This window comes from Yersinia sp. SCPM-O-B-9106 (C-191), from assembly GCF_026183365.1.
GTDB classification, from domain to species: Bacteria; Pseudomonadota; Gammaproteobacteria; order Enterobacterales; family Enterobacteriaceae; genus Yersinia; species Yersinia rochesterensis.
This window is the reverse complement of record NZ_CP110791.1, coordinates 961,038-979,681: the sequence shown is the minus strand read 5'-3', so window position 1 is coordinate 979,681 and position 18,644 is coordinate 961,038. Positions and strand designations below refer to the sequence as shown.

Genomic DNA, 18,644 nt, shown 5'->3' with positions numbered 1-18,644 from the left:
TTAGTTACCTCCTCATAAAAAAATAATTTTTATTCGATCTTTTTTTCGCAACCGGTGAAACTTTTTGGTATCCCGCACGTCTTAATATGTGAAAGACGCGCATTTGTTATCATCATCCCTGTTTTCAGAGATGTTAATTTGGCCACAGCAATGTGGCCTTTTCTTTTTTATTGGCCGCCGTGAAGCGCCAAATACTCTTCAAAGCTTAGCTTATCTTTCGACTCCAGCTCACGTTGACGCACCCAAGAGGCTGTGCCCTCTTCAGATAATTGCTCTTCAGTTAGCAATTCCAAAGGTTCTGTTTGCAGCATTTCCCGGTAGCGTTCGGCTAACTCAAGACCAACACCACCAATACCACCTTCTTTCATTGCTTGCAAAATACGCGCTGAGAACGTCAAACTCGGATCATCAAAGAACGCGACAAGTTCGTCACAAACCTGTTGATATTCAGTGCTATCTTTACCATCCAATACTTCGGCAACACGGCGCAAGTCGGCAAACAGATCTTTACCCACTTTCTCCAGCGGCTCACGGGTATCATTACAACCCATACCGATAGTCTGACCGGGTTTACGCCCTTCCAAAATGACCCGATTCCAGTTTTTCCGAGTACACAGTAATTCGTCACTGCTCATTTCAGGCGCATCAGCCAACACACACCAAATCAAGAATAAATCGAGGAACCGCGCCTGTACGGCATCAACACCGATAGGTGAGAATGGGTTAATGTCCAAAGAGCGAACTTCAATATATTCAATCCCACCGCGCAACAAAGCATCAGAGGGGGATTCGCCAGCACGAGTCACTCGCTTAGGCCGAATTGGGGCATAGAGTTCATTTTCAATCTGTAACACATTGGTGTTCAGTTGCAGATGACGCTCACCATCTTTTAGCCCCAATGCTGCATATTCTTCTGATGGCGTTTTAATTGCGCGCTTCAGCCCAGCAACATAGGTATGCAGGTCATTAAACGTAATACCCAAATTACTCTGTGATTTATTGGTATAACCCAAGTCACTCAAGCGTAATGAGGTGGCATAAGGCAGATAACACATTCCTTTATCATTGCGTTCAAACGGCAAGGCAGTTTCACGCCCTTGCAGGAATGACGCGCAAATTGCCGGTGAAGCACCAAACAGATAAGGGATAACCCAGCCAAAACGATAATAATTGCGGATCAGGCGGAAATATCCGGCGGAAATTTCTTCCTTGCCACTTTCTTCATCGGTAACACCCGCCCATGCCTGCCAAAACTCTAGCGGCAAAGAGAAATTATAGTGCACACCTGAAATCGTTTGCATCAAGGCACCATAACGATTTTTCAAACCCTCACGGTAAAGTGTCTTGAAACGACCAATATTAGAAGAACCATATTTAGCCAGCTCAATATCCTGCTCTGCACCAATAAAGCAAGGCATGCTCAGTGGCCACATGCGCTCATCACCCAACTTACGGGCGGTATAGCGATGGATATCGCGCAAAAAAGCCAGCAGATGGTCAATATCGCCATCTACCGGTGTAATGAATTCCAGCAATGCCTCAGCAAAGTCGGTGGTAATCCACTGATGTGTTAATGCGGCACCCAATGACTCTGGATGGCCCGTCGAGGCTAATTGGCCATCGGCAGTCACTCTCAATGTTTCCCGCTCGATACCACGACGGATACCTTTCAGGGCTTTAGGGTGCGCTTCCAGCCAAGTTAGCGCGTGTGATACATCCGGGATCAAATCGACCTCCCGCTCTTGAAAACCATAACTCGCCAGCATACTGAAACTGCATAGATGTGACTATGTAAGTTTGTCACACTCTTTACTGCCACCAGGCAATTCCTTGTAGCGTGACTACCGTTAACACGATATAACGCAATGCTTTTCCCAGACACAGAAAAAAAACCACAAGACCCCAGGGCATACGCAACCAGCCTGCTAACACACACATCAAATCGCCCACCACCGGTAGCCAGCTCAATAATAAAGCTGCCGGGCCAAAACGTTGAAGCCAGCCAAGAGCTGTACTCATCCCGCGCTGTGGCTTTAGTTCCGGTAGTAAGCGGCCTATAACAACATTAGTTAGCCCCCCAAGGGTATTTCCGACGGTAGCAGACAACACCAGCATCATGGCCGGCGCACTCCCTGCCGTTAAGAGGGTGACTAACAGAATTTCCGAATTTCCCGGTAAGAGCGTTGCGCTAAGAAAGCTACTCCCAAATAATGAAGCAATAGCTAGCGTACTACTCACAGTAGACGCACATCAACTACTGCCATATTGGCTCTTTTTGCCGCCTCAACACCAAAATCAGCATCTTCAAAGACCACACATTTCTGTGCAGGCACACCGAGTAACTGCGCGCAGCGCAAGAATGTCTCAGGTGCTGGCTTATGTTGAGTAACATCATCGGCACCGACAATGACATCAAAATAGTCACGTAATCCTAAGTGGCGTAAAAGCAGCTCTGCCATGGCGTGTTCGCTTCCAGTGCCAACAGCCATAGGTTTACGCCCATGATAGGCTTTAACCACGCCTATGAGCGGCAGAGGCTTCACATTATCCATCAACAGTGATTTAAACAATGCGGTTTTTTCAGCAGCCAACAAATGGGGATCCAGATCCGATTGATGATTAGCAATAATTACGCTAGCAATTTGCCACGTAGGTGCGCCATTCAAAGCGACCAAGGCCTGCTCGTCAAAAGCCATACCATAAGGCGTCAGCACCTGCCGCCATGCCTGACGGTGCGTGGGCTCTGTATCCAGGATGGTGCCATCCATATCAAAAATCAGGCCTTCATAGCGATCGTACATCGTGACCCCACGACCAGGGAAAAAATGAAAAGCTACTTTATCGCAAACTAACTAAATTGTCGCTCACTGTATAATCAATTGAATTTAATCAAAAAAACACCACTCCCAAAAGGAAATAGCGCTATAACACATAGTGAAAATCAATGAGTTGAAAAGGGATAAAAGATAAGAAGCTGAAAACATTCAAATGGCAGTGCGGCGTAAGGTCTAAAAAGCAGAAAACCCCGCCGTAGCGAGGTTTCTTAATATGGTGCACCCAGGAAGATTCGAACTTCCGACCGCTCGGTTCGTAGCCGAGTACTCTATCCAGCTGAGCTATGGGTGCAATTTTTTATTTCTAATTTTACGAGGGTGTTTCAGCGAGTGAAACTTAACAACAAGATTGATGACCTAGAAGATGGTGCACCCAGGAAGATTCGAACTTCCGACCGCTCGGTTCGTAGCCGAGTACTCTATCCAGCTGAGCTATGGGTGCAATTAATTCTTTGACACTACCTGATGTTCATTTGACTATTTCACCATACTGCAAAATATGGTGCACCCAGGAAGATTCGAACTTCCGACCGCTCGGTTCGTAGCCGAGTACTCTATCCAGCTGAGCTATGGGTGCATAGTAAATGGCGGTGAGGGAGGGATTCGAACCCTCGATACAGCTTTTGACCGTATACTCCCTTAGCAGGGGAGCGCCTTCAGCCTCTCGGCCACCTCACCATACGCTTCTTTCGAATTGTGCCTAACTTGCTTTTGAAGAAGCTCATCGGCACTGCGTGGCGCACATATTACTTTCCCGCACTTATAAGTCAAACAATTTTTCCTAACTCACGTTCATTTGCACAATTCACACACAACATGGGCAGTTTCACGTCAAAAAGAGTGTTTTATCAACAGGGAAGATAGCGTTTATTGTGGTGTAGCTAGAGAGCGAGAAAAAAGAAATTATCCTGTTCACCCCATTAGATTAGTCGTGAGCAGATAATTATTACAGAAATAAGAACACAAAAAGGGGATGAAGAGCGAAATGAGGGGGAGAATAAACAGCAGTAGCGCCTCGTGTAACACGAGACGCTTCTTCAAAATCAGTAAGTCGTCGGTTGAGACTTTTCTGCTTGGATACGCTGGTAGATTTCTTCACGGTGAACAGAAACCTCTTTCGGAGCATTTACACCAATACGGACTTGGTTGCCTTTAACCCCTAATACAGTAACCGTAACCTCATCGCCAATCATGAGTGTTTCACCAACTCGACGAGTCAGAATAAGCATTCTTTGCTCCTTGAAAAATTAAAAGAGTCGGGTCTCTCAGTTTCCCCGCCATTATCCATCATACACCGTGAAAACGTAAGCTATCACATTCACATAAAATGTAAGTAGCTTGGTCAAGTCTCTAACTAATACAAGTTTAGCTGAAGTAAACAACTTTGCGTTTAACTTTGTTTTCGAACTATGACAGGAAAATTGAAAAACGCCATACCCAACATACAGATATGGCGTATTGATTTAATAGGCCATTACTGACTTATAATCGGGATGCTACCCATGCTTCAACACTGGCTAACGCTGATGGCAATGCTTGCACATCGGTACCACCCGCCTGAGCCATATCAGGGCGCCCACCGCCTTTACCGCCGACCTGCTGGGCAATATCGGCGATTAACTCACCCGCTTTTACTTTACCGGTGAGATCTTTGGTTACACCAACGATTAGGCTGACCTTATCATCTGCGGTAGTTGCCAGCACAATAATTGCAGAACCCAGTTGATTTTTAAGATCATCAACCATAGTACGCAACATTTTTGGCTCAACATTATCCAACTGGCTAACTAAAAGTTTCACACCATTGATCAATTTCGCACTAGACGATAATGAAGCACTTTCCTGAGCAGCTTGCTGATCTTTCAATTGCTGGAGTTCACGCTCGAGCATTTTACTGCGATCCAGCACCGCACGAACTTTATCGGCTAGATTATGGGTATCACCTTTGACCAAATGAGCGACATCCGAAAGCAGGTCACTCTGCTGGTGCAGTAGCGCAATAGCACCCTCGCCAGTGACTGCTTCAATACGGCGAATTCCCGCGGCAGTACCTGATTCAGACAGAATACGGAACAAACCGATATCACCGGTACGACTAGCATGAAGACCACCACATAGCTCAGTTGAGAAATCCCCCATGGTCAAGACTCTCACCTGGTCATCATACTTCTCGCCGAACAGAGCCATAGCGCCTTTTTCTTTCGCCGCATCCAACTCCATCACTTCGGTTTGAACGGGCATATTACGGCGAATTTGCTCGTTAACTATGTCCTCTACCAGGCGAATCTGTTCCGGTTTCATTGCTTCAAAATGCGAGAAATCGAAACGCAGGTATTTATCATTAACTAATGAGCCTTTTTGAGCAACGTGCTCGCCCAGTGTTTTGCGTAATGCTGCATGCAGTAAATGAGTTGCAGAATGGTTCAAACGAATACGGTTACGCCGTGCAACATCCACCTGAGCATCAATGCTGTGATTAACTCGCAATGTTCCATGAGTTAACTGCCCTAAATGGCCAATAGCCTGACCATATTTCTGAGTGTCAGCCACAGCAAAAGTTGCAGTCGCATTTTTCAGTTCGCCTTTATCGCCAACCTGGCCGCCAGACTCACCGTAGAATGGGGTTTGACTCAGAACAACAACAGCCTCTTCACCTTCATGAATCTCATCAACAGCTTCGCCATTGCGGAACAACGCGGTCACAGTTGACTGCTGCTGAGCATGATCATAGCCAGAGAACTCACTTGCTCTGTCAACACGGATCAAGCTGTTATAATCGGCACCAAAACCACTGGATTCACGAGCTCGGCGACGTTGCGCTTCCATTGCTTGTTCAAAACCGGCTTCATCCACTTTCAGATTACGTTCACGGCAGACATCTGCGGTTAAATCAACCGGGAAGCCGTAGGTATCGTACAGGCGGAAAGCAGTCTCGCCATCGAGGGTATCACCGGTCAATTTACTAAGTTCTTCATCCAACAGAGCTAAGCCGCGCTCTAATGTCCGCGCAAACTGTTCCTCTTCGGTTTTCAGAACCTGTTCAACCATCGCCTGCTGTTGCTTCAATTCATCAGCAGCAGACCCCATTACAGCAATCAGCGGAGCAACCAGTTTGTAGAAGAAAGTCTCTTTCGCGCCCAGCATATTGCCATGGCGGATAGCTCGACGAATGATACGGCGCAGTACATAACCACGGTTTTCATTCGACGGAATAACACCATCAGAAATAAGGAAAGCGCAAGAGCGGATATGGTCAGCAATAACTCGCAGCGACTTGCTAGAAAGATCAGTCGCACCAGTAACTTCCGCTACCGCTTTGATCAAATCGCGGAACAGGTCAATCTCGTAGTTCGAGTTAACATGTTGTAATACCGCAGCAATACGCTCAAGCCCCATGCCGGTATCAACCGATGGCTTAGGCAATGGCAGCATAGTGCCATCAGACTGGCGGTTGAACTGCATGAAGACGATATTCCAGATCTCAATATAGCGATCGCCGTCTTCTTCTTCTGACCCTGGAGGGCCGCCCCAAATATGGTCGCCATGATCAAAGAAAATCTCTGTGCATGGGCCGCAAGGGCCAGTATCACCCATTTGCCAGAAGTTATCTGATGCAAATGCACCGCCTTTGTTATCACCAATACGGATAATACGCTCACGCGGGATCCCGATATCATTAGCCCAGATTTCATAGGCTTCATCGTCGGTTTCGTAAACGGTTACCCACAGTTTCTCTTTCGGTAAATTAAACCACTGTTCGCCAGTTAATAACTCCCAAGCGAAACTGATGGCATCATGTTTGAAGTAATCGCCGAAGCTGAAGTTACCTAACATTTCAAAGAATGTATGATGACGCGCGGTATAGCCTACGTTTTCAAGGTCATTATGCTTACCACCTGCTCGCACACAGCGCTGAGAGGTTGTCGCCCGGGAGTATGCCCGTTTATCCAAACCTAAGAAAACATCCTTAAACTGGTTCATCCCGGCATTGGTAAACAACAGCGTAGGGTCATTATTAGGGACCAAAGAGCTGCTTGATACAACCTGATGTCCCTTGCTATGGAAGAAATCGAGAAACGCTTGACGAATCTCAGCGGTGCTCTTGCTCATAATTGCCCCGGAAACAAGCTAAAAGAATAGCCCGCGAGCGGATTGCGTTACTTTAAATAGCAACACAAAGGGTAAGCTCACGAACAAAAAGTGGGACTAAGATAAATTTTCTTCGAGGGGAAGTAAAATCCTGTGTGCATTCATTCGACAAAATCATTGTAAATCGACTGAATTTCCTCCTGGAGGAAACCTCGATAGAGCAGATAGCGCTGAACCTTAGCCTTTTCTTTCCATTCAACAGGTAAAACTTCACTAAATTTACGCTGCGCGATCTCTTTGGCCAGTAAGCACCAATCTATTTCACTGATTTCAAAAGCAACCTGAATGAGTTCTTTATCAACGCCCTTTTGTATCAATTCAGAGCGGATACGCTGTGCGCCATACCCTTTACGACTACGACTATTAATGTAACTGGTCGCAAAGCGAGAATCATCTAACCAATTATGTTGGTAGCAATAAGCAACAATTTGCTCAATAACTTTCGGATCGATTTCTGTGGCAGGTTCGCAATCCCCACTACCAGTACGTTTCCCCCAGTTTCCTTTTGCCGAAAATGGTTGTGCCGCTAGCTTGCGACGCAATTCAGATTCACTATGGTCACGTTGGGAGAGGAGCCTCATAGCACGGCTTAGTAGGTCATTCATAAATATCCTTTTTACTTGGGCCACAGCAGTGTTAGCAACTCTTATGACTCGGCCCGTCTATGGCCTCACGGCTGCAAGCTTATTCAATTCAGTCCCCAACGCTAATTGTTTCTAGAAGTTGTCACCCTAATTACTGACTAAAATATTCATTCGTTTGTAGACTTACTTCCACTTCGATTATGTTGGGTACGAACATAAATTGAGATTATCGCGCACACCCGGATTGGCGAAAACGGATACATCATTTACTAAAACGGCCCACCTATTTAGGCGAGCCGCATATTAAATACTTAATTTACTAACCAGGCCGATAGCCTTACAAATTAAAACTCTTCGCTGGTTTCATCAGCTTCATCAGCAAGTGCTACTGTGGCTATAGGTTGTTCACCATTACCACCATTGAGAAGCATTTCGCGCAATTTCTTATCCAACTCAGCAGCAACCGCTGGGTTTTCTTTTAAGTAGTTACTGGCATTCGCTTTACCCTGACCAATCTTGTCACCGTTATAGCTATACCATGCGCCAGCTTTCTCAATCAGTTTGTGTTTAACACCCAAATCAACCAATTCGCCGTTAATATTGATTCCTTCACCGTACAGGATCTGGAATTCAGCTTGTTTAAATGGTGCTGCGATTTTGTTTTTCACCACTTTAACGCGAGTTTCACTACCCACAACCACATCACCGTCTTTTACTGCACCAATACGGCGAATGTCCAAACGCACGGAGGCATAAAATTTAAGGGCATTACCACCCGTCGTGGTTTCTGGGTTACCAAACATAACGCCGATTTTCATACGGATCTGGTTAATAAAGATCAATAAGGTATTAGCGTTCTTCAGGTTACCTGCCAACTTACGCATCGCCTGGCTCATCATACGTGCCGCGAGGCCCATGTGAGAATCACCGATTTCGCCTTCGATTTCAGCTTTTGGTGTAAGTGCGGCTACGGAGTCAACGATAATGACATCAACTGCACCAGAGCGAGTCAACGCATCACAGATTTCCAGGGCTTGCTCACCCGTATCTGGTTGAGAACACAGCAAGTTATCAATATCTACACCTAATTTTTTGGCATAAATCGGGTCAAGTGCATGTTCAGCATCGATAAATGCGCAAGTTTTGCCTTCACGTTGTGCGGAAGCAATAACCTGTAAAGTCAGTGTTGTTTTACCTGATGATTCTGGGCCATAAATTTCAACAATACGCCCCATTGGCAGGCCACCAGCCCCCAATGCGATATCAAGAGAAAGTGAACCGGTAGAGATGGTTTCAACATCCATTGAGCGGTCTTCGCCAAGGCGCATGATAGAGCCTTTGCCGAATTGTTTTTCAATTTGGCCCAGTGCTGCTGCTAACGCCTTTTGTTTATTCTCATCAATAGCCATTTTTACTCCCTCTCTGGGATGCAGGATTGCCCCTATCATCACCACTGAATGTTGTTTTGTGCAGGAAATTACCACTAATTATACTGTACAATCATACAGTATCAAGACTAATTTTGCAGAAAATCATCTAATAGTGTTTGTAGTGCGAAAACAGCTGCTTGCAGCCTGACCTCGTCACGATCACCGGGAAAAATTTGTTTTGTAGCACTGACCTGACCGTCGCGCGTAGCAAAAGCAAACCACACGGTACCGACTGGCTTCTCTGCTGTGCCGCCATCAGGCCCGGCAATCCCGCTGATCGATACCGAGAAGTCCGCACTAGCTGCATGCAATGCGCCCTGTGCCATTTCCTGGACAACAGCTTCACTAACAGCACCGTATTGTGCCAATGTGCTTTCTTTTACACCCAGTAAATCATGCTTTGCCACATTGCTGTAAGTGACAAAGCCACGATCAAAATAGGCTGAACTGCCCGCGATATCCGTCAGAGCTTTGGCGACCCAGCCGCCAGTACAGGACTCAGCACAAGTCACCCAAGCACCACGGGCCTTTAACTTACGACCAATTGCAATACTGAGCTGACGTAATTGTATCTCGCTCATTGTTGCCCCTTATTCTTATCAAATCTTCTGGCGCTGATAGTAGCACTTCTTTAGCCCGTAACGGCAACCACTGTCAGTTATGCGAAACACTTCGCAAGGTACAATGAAAAAAAGCGCTTTTTCTTACAAAGCTTTACCTCAGAGACTCAGCTGTTAGTATCAAAATAAAGAAGATGCGCTGGCAATCAGTGGTACCGGTGATTTATCCGGAATGATGAACTAAGGACGTGGCAGTGAAAAAAATTCTTAATGCCTTCTTCCCCCTCTATAGCGCAACCGTGTTGATGTTATTGGGTTCAGGTTTATTGACTACCTATATCTCGTTACGGTTGACTGCCATACATGTCTCAGGTGCATTAATCGGGGCAATTATCGCCGCGAACTATATCGGTTTGGTTATCGGTGGCAAGGTAGGCCACTTCCTGATTGCTCGGGTGGGTCATATTCGCGCCTATGTGGCCTGTGCCGGTATTATTACGGCTGCGGTATTGAGCCATGGGCTTACCGAATACATCCCTGCCTGGGTGGTTCTACGCTTGATTATTGGCCTGTGCATGATGTGTCAGTTTATGGTACTGGAAAGCTGGCTTAATGATCAGGCCGAGTCCAATCAGCGCGGTACCGTATTTGGCTTTTATATGGCGGCAACCTATGCCGGTATGGCATTAGGTCAGGTGGTATTAATGCTTCAACCTGAATTGGGGTTAAGCACACTCATGATCATTGCTTTGTTCTTTGCTCTCTGCCTGGTACCGGTCGCACTGACGACTCGCAGTAATGCCCAGCAGATGTCACCAGCGCCCATGGAGCTAAAGTTCTTTATCCGCTCGATCCCCAAAATACTGGCTTCAACATTAGTCATTGGTATGATTGTCGGCTCGTTTTATGGCCTGGCACCGGTCTATGCCAGTTTACAATCGCTTTCAACGCAAGAAACTGGCTTGTTCATGGCGTTATCTATTTTTGCCGGATTGGTTGCTCAGCTTCCGCTCAGCTGGTTGTCCGACCGCTATAACCGCACGCTATTGCTCCGTATTAACGCATTATTACTGGCATTAACTGCGCTGCCACTGGCGCTAGTGCCCCATATCTCGTTTCACTTTTTATTGGGTTTAGGCTTTATAGTCAGTATGTTGCAGTTCACTCTTTATCCGTTGGTCGTTGCGTTAGCCAATGACCTGATTGCCCCAGAACGGCGAGTTTCTTTAGCCGCGTGTTTACTGATGTCATTCGGGGTAGGCGCCAGTATCGGCCCGCTTGCTGTGGGGGCGTTGATTGCACCTCTGGGAGGCAATATTCTGTATGCGTTTTTCTCACTGTGCGGTTTAAGTCTGATAGCATTCAGCCGAACGGTTAAACAGGATCAAGACGAATTTGTTAACGATGCTCCGGTGCCGCATATGGCAATACCCGACAGCTTGGTCAGTTCCCCATTGTCCCCGGCACTCAATCCTAGTTTTGATGAACAATTGATCCACGACATTATGCCGCCACCCGATCAATCTGAAGCAGAACAAGAGCCCGCAGAAAACCCGCCCAAGGATAATTCTCAACAGCCATAATACCTGCGCTGATATGTGGAGTGAGAACAAGAAAAGTAGCAGTTGGCCACCGGTGAGTCGATCGAGGAAAATGCTAACTAAAACAATAAAGAAAAGTATTGAGAAAAGGCGTTTTTTATAAGAAAAACCCATCATGAAGATGGGTTTAAAGAGATTATGTGGTTCAGTGATATATCTCAACCACTGCTGGAGTTACCTGCAATTCATGTTGCCAATGGGTAAGTGTCAAAGTTGCCAGTTCGGCCAACCCTTGATAAAACGGATGCCCAGCAACTGATTGCTGCAACGCCAAATAACGATACCCCCATGGCAATAAATGATCTGCCAGTAGCTCGGGTAAATCGGCGGGTTGATGTTCTGCCAGCCAGGCCGCCATCATGAGCATTAGACCGAACTGATCCTCCGGTTCCCCCTGCTCCAATGTTACTTCTACATGCTTCTGCGCCATCCAGTTACGCAGTTTTAAGGTGGAGTCGCCAAATAACACAATGTCTTTATCGAGATAGACGGAGCCCCAAGGCGGCGCGGGCAAAGCATAAGGGCCAATAAACAGCCGCTGCCAAGCTTCTTCCCGTGTTTCGTCATTTTCCAATTGCGCCAACAAAGCCGCAATTGGCAGCAATTGCTCTTCAGAACCATAAGGCCACTGTGCCGCCCATGAACCATTGCTCAATTGCGCCACAATATCACTGCATTCTGGGCTATCTGGCTCACAATAAAACAGTATCCCCAAGGCTCGTCCTGTCAGCTCAATATGCTGATAAATCATGTCATTCCCACCGTCATATGCAGCCCATAAAACACGCCACGGCCAATCAATTCAGCAATAATAATTAATAACATGGCAAAAATCATCCCGAGAGTCATCGGGGTGCGCCCTCGGATTAACGGGCAAATCCAGCATCCCAACCCCAATACCAACAATACCAAGCGCCAGACCATCAAGGTGCCATAATGAGGAATAAGCTCGGAAGCTTGCTGTACTGAGCTGTAAATCAGCGGCAAACTCGCCGCCTGCATAATGACACTGGCGATACTGATAATCAGCGCCAATACACTGATCATCGGCAATTGCAGCATTGCTCGCCCATGAATATCAGCCAATTGCAGCAGCAGATAACCCAAAATCGGCCCGCCGATAAAGACGGTTAGCACAAAACTCAGCGGAGTATAAAGATTATCCCACGTCGGAACCGTATCAATGGAATAAACCCGGCACATGGCATAAACGAATACCACGCCCAACATCATCGCCACCACTAGCCAGATCTTACCCAGTACAGCGGGCATCTTATCCAATACGGCCAGTAACCAGTAAAAACCCGCTACGGCAAAGAACAGCGAACCGGCCGCTATCTCATTGCTCAGTGCTGATTCTCCGATGCGATTTAATGAGTTGAATGCCCGCATCGGCGAGCCAAGGTGCAGCGTCGAGGCGATAAAGGCCAGCGCCATTAGCACCCACAAGACAAACATACTGCGGTGAACCCGCTGTTGCTGTCCGCGGCTCAAGCCGCCAAATAGCAGTGTCAGCCCCAGGACAATAAAGCCCCCGACCACGCACTGCCCCAGTACTGTAAAGACCATTAGTGGCCATTCATGCCATCCCATACCCATGTTATACCTCCTTCGGATTTGCCAGATGACCGGTGGTATCTCTGACCGGGCGGCTGTTGGCATTTGGTTTCACGACAATATTCGGTAAGGTAAAATGCGCGGCTGGCAGTGGTGCGACTTCGGCTAACTCACCATATTTCTCTCGCAATTCATCGATAGGGGCCATATCCAGCGCCCGCAATGGACAGGAATCAACACATATCGGTTTTTTACCTGCTGCCACTCGCTCGTAGCAACCGTCACACTTAGTCATATGCCCTTTTGCTTCGTCATATTGCGGTGCGCCGTACGGGCAAGCCATATGGCAGTAGCGGCAACCAATACAAATATCCTCGTTCACCACCACAAAACCATCATCGCGCTTATGCATCGCGCCACTCGGGCACACTTTGGTACAGGCGGGATCACTACAATGGTTGCAGGCGATAGACAGATAGTAAGCAAACACATTCTGATGCCATGCACCGTTATCCTGCTGCCAGTCACCTCCGGCATATTCGTAAATGCGCCGGAAACTGACATCAGTTGATAAGTTTTTGAAATCCTTGCAAGCCAGTTCGCAAGTTTTGCACCCCGTGCAGCGGCTGGAGTCGATGTAAAAACCATATTGCGTCATCAGTTAGCTCCTTAAGCCTTGGTTACTTGAACGAGGTTGGTATGGGATGGATTCCCTTTCGCCAACGGAGAGGGGCGCTGTGTGGTCAATACGTTAATACTGCCGGCCCTGTCGATGCGGTTTTTATCCGGGCTGTACCACGCCCCCTCCCCTAGCGCCACCACACCTGGCATCATGCGCGGTGTGACTTTTGCATCAATTTGGACTTCACCACGGCCATTGAAGATCCGCACAAGATCGCCATTTTTGATGTCGCGCTCTCTGGCATCGAGTGGGTTAATCCACATTTCCTGGCGGCAGGAAGCTTTTAGTACATCGACGTTGCCATAAGTCGAGTGAGTTCTGGCTTTGTAATGGAAGCCGGTGAGTTGCAATGGATATTTCTGGTTTAACGGGTCGTCAAAACTCTCGAAACCCGCGGCGTACACTGGCAATGGATCAATAATATCGTCCGGCTGCAACTCCCAAGTGGCGGCGATTTGTGCCAATTCGGCAGAGTAAATTTCGATTTTTCCCGATGGAGTCGTTAACGGATTAGCCAAGGGATCGGCGCGGAATGCTTTATAGGCAACATGGTGCCCTGCCGGATCGCGTTTTTTAAAGATGCCCTGCTCGCGAAACTCCTCGAATGAAGGCAACTCAGGAATAGCCTGTTGTGATTGCTGATAAAGATGGCGCAACCAACCCTCCTGCGTACGTCCTTCAGTAAATTGCTGCTCAACCCCCATGCGTTTTGCCAGCTCACTGGTCATTTCATAGATGTTTTTGCATTCAAAGCGCGGTTTGATGGCCTGATCAGCAAAAATCACATAGGCCATATTGCCGCTGGAAGCATCAAGGCAGAAATCCATCTGCTCAGAGGCGGTGCAGTCTGGCAGGATAATATCGGCATATTGGGCTGACGAAGTCATGTGGTTATCAATGATCACAATCATTTCGCATTTTTTATCATCTTGCAGAATGTCATGGGTGCGGTTGATTTCAGCATGCTGATTAATCAGGCAATTACTGGCGTAGTTCCAGATGAACTTGATTGGCACGTCCAGTTTATCTTTGCCTCGCACCCCGTCGCGGGTGGCGGTCATTTCTGGGCCGCGCTCAATGGCATCAGTCCACAAGAACATTGAAATACTGGTTTTAACCGGGTTTTCCAAAGTCGGCATACGGACAAACGGCAAGCTATAGGACCCCTCACGCGCACCTGAATTACCGCCATTGATCCCCACGTTGCCCGTCAGGATCGCTAGCATGGCAATGGCGCGGCTGGCCGTTTCACCATTGGCATGGCGCTGTGGCCCCCAGCCTTGCGCAATATAAGCGGGCTTGACCGAGCCGATTTCGCGCCCCAATTTAATAATTTTCGCCGCCGGAATACCGGTGATGGCCTCCGCCCATTGCGGTGTTTTAGCGGTTTCATCCGCACCTTGCCCTAAAATATAGGCTTTATAATGGCTATTTTTCGGCGCACTTTCCGGTAGCGTTTTCTCGTCATAGCCAACACAGTATTTATCGAGGAACGGCTGATCCACCAAATTCTCACTGATCATCACATAAGCTAGCGCAGAAGCGAGTGCGGCATCCGTCCCCGGTCGCAGCGGGATCCATTCATCCTCACGACCGGCGGCGGTATCGGTATAACGCGGATCAATCACAATCATCTTGGCATTGGATTTCTCCCTTGCCTGCTCCAGATAATAAGTCACGCCACCGCCGCTCATCCGGGTTTCGCCGGGGTTATTACCAAACAACACCACCAGTTTGCTGTTTTCAATATCTGAAGGACTATTACCGTCGGCCCAGCCGCCATAGGTGTAATTCAGGCCAGCAGCAATTTGTGCTGTGCTGTAGTCACCATAATGATTGAGATAGCCGCCACAGCAATTCATCAACCGAGCCAATAAGGTGGAACCCGGCGGCCACGAGCGGGTCATGGTGCCGCCCAGTGTACCCGTGCCGTAATTCAGATAGATGGCTTCGTTTCCATATTCCTTGATGATGCCTTTCATGCTGGCGGCGAGGGTATCAAAAGCCTCATCCCATGAAATACGTTTGAACTTGCCTTCCCCGCGTGCGCCGACACGTTTCATCGGGTATTTCAACCGGTCAGGGTTATACACCCGGCGGCGCATGGAGCGGCCACGTAAACAAGCTCGCACTTGATGCAAACCTTCAAAATTGTCGTCACCGGTATTGTCGGTTTCAACGTATTTAATTTCATCATCAACCACATGCATGCGTAATGGACAGCGGCTGCCGCAGTTAACGGTGCAAGCGCTCCATATCACTTTGCCATCATTAGCCGGGTTTATAGCAGATTGAACCGCGCGGGCAGTGCGCGAAAAGGGTAACGAAAATGCCCCAGTCGCCACGGCGAGGCCGCCGATAAGAGTGGTTTGGACTAGTTTTCGGCGAGAAACTTCTGCCGTAAACAGCCGGGATTCATTGGTCTCTTTCATAAGATGCCCACTTGGTTGCATTCCAGAAAATAGATAACACCCCAAGGGATGGAATCCGATTAATTCAAAAAAATGAGTAATTCAGCGGGAGGGAGATTAAGACTGAGCGCAGTGGCCCAATGACAGCAATTGTTATAATTAGGATAATAAATAGCCCGTCCCGCACCAGCAACCCTACCTCTTTTGAGTGGGGCGGGAGTTGTTTGGTATCAATAAAGCTCTGAGGATGACGTTATCTCCATGGCTTTATGGCCAATTTGTGACAGACACCCTTATTTATAGAATGGGTCATTGAACCCAAAAGCGCGGATCAACAGGTAGCGTTTAGCGGTGCTATAGCCAAAATAATGGGAGTTGTAGGCAGGCGGCAAGCGAATGAATCCCGATGAGCTTACTGAAGTCAAGTGATTCGGGTGAGTGAGCGCAGCCAACAACCCTGCGACTTCAAGTATGAAAGATATGTACTGGCGGTCGGCCAGTGTCCCACCAACGTCCTGCCAAAACCATCGATAAGTGCGGAAAATGAGACCCACCCTTTATTAAGGAGCTGGAGCCGTCGCCTCGCGTTAACAATCTATAGTAAGATCATCGCCAAAGTCAGAGTTAAAAAAATATCGACTTGGCTCAGCTAATGGTTCCACTAACGATTGTTTCTGTTATCGAACACTTTCGCTAACAGATGTTGAATGTGAGAAAAATATGTCAAACAAACCGTTCCACTATCAGGATCCCTTCCCACTAAAGGAAGACGATACTGAGTATTACCTTGTCAGTAATAATCACGTCTCGGTTACACAGTTTGAAGGCCACGACATTCTGAAAGTCGAGCCAGAAGCCCTGACCCTCCTCGCCCAACATGCTTTCCATGACGCTTCATTCTTGCTCCGCCCCGCGCACCAAAAGCAAGTCGCCGCTATTTTGGATGACCCCGAAGCCAGCGAAAATGACAAATATGTTGCCCTGCAATTCCTGCGTAACTCAGAAATTTCGGCCAAAGGAATTTTACCGACCTGTCAGGATACCGGCACCGCCATTATCCAGGGCAAAAAAGGTCAACGCGTCTGGACTGGCGGTAACGATGCCGAAGCCCTGTCGCGCGGCGTGTATAACACTTTTATTGAGGATAACCTGCGCTACTCGCAAAACGCGGCGCTGGATATGTACAAAGAAGTGAACACCGGCACCAACCTGCCAGCGCAAATCGATCTGTACAGCACCGAGGGCGAAGATTACAAATTCCTGTTCGTCACCAAAGGTGGCGGCTCAGCGAATAAAACCTATCTGTATCAGGAAACTAAAGCGCTGCTGTCACCGGGGAAGTTGAAAGACTATCTGGTTGAGAAAATGCGCACTTTGGGTACGGCGGCTTGCCCACCATACCATATTGCTTTTGTTATCGGCGGCACCTCGGCTGAGAGCACGCTCAAGACCGTCAAGCTGGCCTCCACCAAATATTATGATGGCCTGCCGACAGAGGGGAATGAGCACGGGCAAGCTTTCCGCGATGTTCAGCTTGAACAAGAATTATTGGCAGCCGCGCAAGACTTAGGTCTGGGCGCACAATTTGGCGGTAAGTACTTTGCTCACGATGTGCGCGTGGTTCGCCTGCCACGCCACGGTGCATCTTGCCCGGTTGGGATGGGAGTTTCCTGCTCTGCTGACCGTAATATCAAAGGCAAAATTAACCGCAAAGGTATCTGGCTGGAAAAACTGGAGCAAAATCCGGGGAAATATATCCCTGAGCATCTGCGCAACAGCACTGAAGGCAAAGTGGTCAAAATCGACCTTAATCGCCCGATGGCCGATATCTTAAAAGAGCTGTCGCAGTATCCGGTTTCTACCCGCTTGTCATTGACCGGAACTATTATTGTTGGCCGCGATATTGCCCATGCCAAATTAAAAGAGCGGCTGGATAACGGCGAAGGTTTACCGCAATACATTAAAGATCACCCGATTTACTACGCGGGGCCAGCCAAAACACCAGAAGGTTATGCTTCCGGCTCACTCGGGCCAACCACGGCGGGCCGCATGGATTCTTATGTCGATCTGCTGCAATCCCACGGCGGCAGCATGATCATGCTGGCGAAAGGGAATCGCAGCCAACAAGTGACGGATGCTTGTCACAAACACGGCGGTTTCTATCTGGGCAGTATCGGCGGCCCTGCGGCGGTGTTGGCGCAAAATAGCATCAAAAGTCTGGAATGTGTGGAATATCCTGAATTGGGGATGGAAGCCATCTGGAAAATTGAAGTAGAAGATTTCCCGGCCTTTATCCTGGTGGATGATAAAGGTAATGATTTCTTCCAACAGATTCAGGCAGCGAAATGTAACCGCTGCGGTTAACAGCAAAAGCCAACCTCGGTGATTTCGCCGGGGTTGGCTTTATGAGAAATGAAAAGATGACAAATAAAAATCTTACCGATAAAAACAGACAAAATATTGAATAAACTTTAAGCACTCCACTGGTGCAATTTATTAACCTCCACCGCCATATTCCACAAGTTTTTCCTGCCTAATCTCACCGCTTTGCTCTTCCTCACCCGCCGTTAGCGCTTGCGCATTAATGAGCTATTTTCGTGCAACAGAAAGCCCTGATTTAGTGCAACGATTTTCAATTTTACTATTTGATTTTTATTGAAAATTCTTCGTTGACAACCACTCGAAATGCTTTTTATAGTGGCCATGACTTCTCCGCAAGAACGCCAACGTTGTCGGCTTGTGGTTATGGCAATAGAGCCCTCGCAATGTCATCTGACTTTGCCGGGCTTTTTTTTTGGCTTTTTTTCAGACCCACTTTTTAACCAATGCCGGGGTA

At 47.8% G+C, this 18,644-nt stretch carries 14 protein-coding genes and 4 tRNA genes; 2 read left to right on the top strand and 16 right to left on the bottom strand.

Annotation, left to right across the window (positions count from 1 at the left end):
- Positions 1–167: 167 nt before the first annotated feature.
- The 12 genes from gshA to pncC all read right to left on the bottom strand — a co-directional run bounded on the left by gshA (position 168) and on the right by pncC (position 9,578).
- Positions 168–1,766: a glutamate--cysteine ligase gene (gshA, locus tag OP863_RS04355; RefSeq protein ID WP_265525927.1), complete on the bottom strand. Its 1,599-nt coding sequence runs from the start codon at positions 1,764–1,766 to the stop codon at positions 168–170.
- A 43-nt stretch (positions 1,767–1,809) separates the two neighbouring features.
- Positions 1,810–2,238 carry a YqaA family protein gene (locus OP863_RS04350; RefSeq protein ID WP_038635833.1) on the bottom strand — a complete coding sequence of 143 codons (429 nt, stop codon included), beginning with the start codon at positions 2,236–2,238 and terminating at the stop codon, positions 1,810–1,812.
- A complete protein-coding gene (gene yqaB, locus OP863_RS04345; protein WP_145589464.1) occupies positions 2,235–2,801 on the bottom strand; it encodes a fructose-1-phosphate/6-phosphogluconate phosphatase in 567 nt (188 codons plus the stop codon). The genes OP863_RS04350 and yqaB overlap by 4 nt, the downstream gene beginning before the upstream one ends.
- A gap of 248 nt (positions 2,802–3,049) precedes the next feature.
- Positions 3,050–3,126, bottom strand: a tRNA-Arg gene (locus tag OP863_RS04340).
- Positions 3,127–3,199: 73 nt separating this feature from the next.
- Positions 3,200–3,276 (bottom strand) — tRNA-Arg (locus OP863_RS04335).
- Positions 3,277–3,334: 58 nt separating this feature from the next.
- Positions 3,335–3,411 (bottom strand) — tRNA-Arg (locus OP863_RS04330).
- A gap of 8 nt (positions 3,412–3,419) precedes the next feature.
- Positions 3,420–3,512, bottom strand: a tRNA-Ser gene (locus OP863_RS04325).
- Positions 3,513–3,877: 365 nt separating this feature from the next.
- Entirely contained in the window at positions 3,878–4,063 is a 186-nt protein-coding gene (csrA, locus tag OP863_RS04320) for a carbon storage regulator CsrA (RefSeq protein ID WP_002209449.1), read from the bottom strand.
- A 253-nt stretch (positions 4,064–4,316) separates the two neighbouring features.
- The gene (alaS, locus tag OP863_RS04315) at positions 4,317–6,944 is read right to left on the bottom strand and encodes an alanine--tRNA ligase (RefSeq protein WP_145589463.1); all 2,628 of its coding nucleotides are present in this window, start codon (positions 6,942–6,944) and stop codon (positions 4,317–4,319) included.
- A 140-nt stretch (positions 6,945–7,084) separates the two neighbouring features.
- Entirely contained in the window at positions 7,085–7,588 is a 504-nt protein-coding gene (gene recX, locus OP863_RS04310) for a recombination regulator RecX (RefSeq protein WP_145589462.1), read from the bottom strand.
- 323 nt (positions 7,589–7,911) lie between these two features.
- Positions 7,912–8,976, bottom strand: a complete 1,065-nt coding sequence (recA, locus tag OP863_RS04305; protein ID WP_145589461.1) for a recombinase RecA — start codon at positions 8,974–8,976, stop codon at positions 7,912–7,914.
- A gap of 107 nt (positions 8,977–9,083) precedes the next feature.
- The gene (gene pncC / locus OP863_RS04300; RefSeq protein ID WP_145589460.1) at positions 9,084–9,578 is read right to left on the bottom strand and encodes a nicotinamide-nucleotide amidase; all 495 of its coding nucleotides are present in this window, start codon (positions 9,576–9,578) and stop codon (positions 9,084–9,086) included.
- A 233-nt stretch (positions 9,579–9,811) separates the two neighbouring features.
- Between pncC and OP863_RS04295 the strand changes: the two genes are divergently transcribed.
- The gene (locus OP863_RS04295) at positions 9,812–11,140 is read left to right on the top strand and encodes an MFS transporter (RefSeq protein WP_145591174.1); all 1,329 of its coding nucleotides are present in this window, start codon (positions 9,812–9,814) and stop codon (positions 11,138–11,140) included.
- Between the two features lie 163 nt (positions 11,141–11,303).
- Here the strand turns inward: OP863_RS04295 and dmsD are convergent, their stop codons facing one another.
- Genes dmsD through dmsA form a run of 4 tightly spaced genes read right to left on the bottom strand, consistent with a single transcriptional unit; the run spans position 11,304 to position 15,829 of the window.
- Positions 11,304–11,909, bottom strand: coding sequence for a Tat proofreading chaperone DmsD (gene dmsD / locus OP863_RS04290; protein WP_145589458.1), 606 nt, complete (start codon positions 11,907–11,909; stop codon positions 11,304–11,306).
- Positions 11,906–12,757: a dimethyl sulfoxide reductase anchor subunit family protein gene (locus tag OP863_RS04285; protein ID WP_145589457.1), complete on the bottom strand. Its 852-nt coding sequence runs from the start codon at positions 12,755–12,757 to the stop codon at positions 11,906–11,908. Before OP863_RS04285 ends, dmsD begins: the two co-directional genes overlap by 4 nt.
- 1 nt (position 12,758) lies before the next feature.
- Positions 12,759–13,376 (bottom strand): DMSO/selenate family reductase complex B subunit, encoded by a 618-nt coding sequence (locus OP863_RS04280; RefSeq protein WP_032819231.1) that lies wholly within the window; start codon positions 13,374–13,376, stop codon positions 12,759–12,761.
- An 8-nt stretch (positions 13,377–13,384) separates the two neighbouring features.
- Positions 13,385–15,829: a dimethylsulfoxide reductase subunit A gene (dmsA, locus tag OP863_RS04275; protein WP_265525926.1), complete on the bottom strand. Its 2,445-nt coding sequence runs from the start codon at positions 15,827–15,829 to the stop codon at positions 13,385–13,387.
- A 699-nt stretch (positions 15,830–16,528) separates the two neighbouring features.
- On the opposite strand from dmsA, the gene fumA reads away from it, so the two are divergent.
- A complete protein-coding gene (gene fumA / locus OP863_RS04270) occupies positions 16,529–18,172 on the top strand; it encodes a class I fumarate hydratase FumA (protein WP_145589455.1) in 1,644 nt (547 codons plus the stop codon).
- Positions 18,173–18,644: the final 472 nt, after the last annotated feature.

Excerpts from the sequence above, each read along its gene's own strand:
- csrA (WP_002209449.1), bottom strand. The coding sequence starts at position 4,063 with ATGCTTATTCTGACTCGTCGAGTTGGTGAAACACTCATGATTGGCGAT.
- yqaB (WP_145589464.1), bottom strand. The coding sequence starts at position 2,801 with ATGTACGATCGCTATGAAGGCCTGATTTTTGATATGGATGGCACCATC.
- dmsA (WP_265525926.1), bottom strand. The coding sequence starts at position 15,829 with ATGAAAGAGACCAATGAATCCCGGCTGTTTACGGCAGAAGTTTCTCGC.
- gshA (WP_265525927.1), bottom strand. The coding sequence starts at position 1,766 with ATGCTGGCGAGTTATGGTTTTCAAGAGCGGGAGGTCGATTTGATCCCG.
- recA (WP_145589461.1), bottom strand. The coding sequence starts at position 8,976 with ATGGCTATTGATGAGAATAAACAAAAGGCGTTAGCAGCAGCACTGGGC.
- fumA (WP_145589455.1), top strand. The coding sequence starts at position 16,529 with ATGTCAAACAAACCGTTCCACTATCAGGATCCCTTCCCACTAAAGGAA.
- OP863_RS04285 (WP_145589457.1), bottom strand. The coding sequence starts at position 12,757 with ATGGGTATGGGATGGCATGAATGGCCACTAATGGTCTTTACAGTACTG.
- pncC (WP_145589460.1), bottom strand. The coding sequence starts at position 9,578 with ATGAGCGAGATACAATTACGTCAGCTCAGTATTGCAATTGGTCGTAAG.
- alaS (WP_145589463.1), bottom strand. The coding sequence starts at position 6,944 with ATGAGCAAGAGCACCGCTGAGATTCGTCAAGCGTTTCTCGATTTCTTC.
- recX (WP_145589462.1), bottom strand. The coding sequence starts at position 7,588 with ATGAATGACCTACTAAGCCGTGCTATGAGGCTCCTCTCCCAACGTGAC.
- dmsD (WP_145589458.1), bottom strand. The coding sequence starts at position 11,909 with ATGATTTATCAGCATATTGAGCTGACAGGACGAGCCTTGGGGATACTG.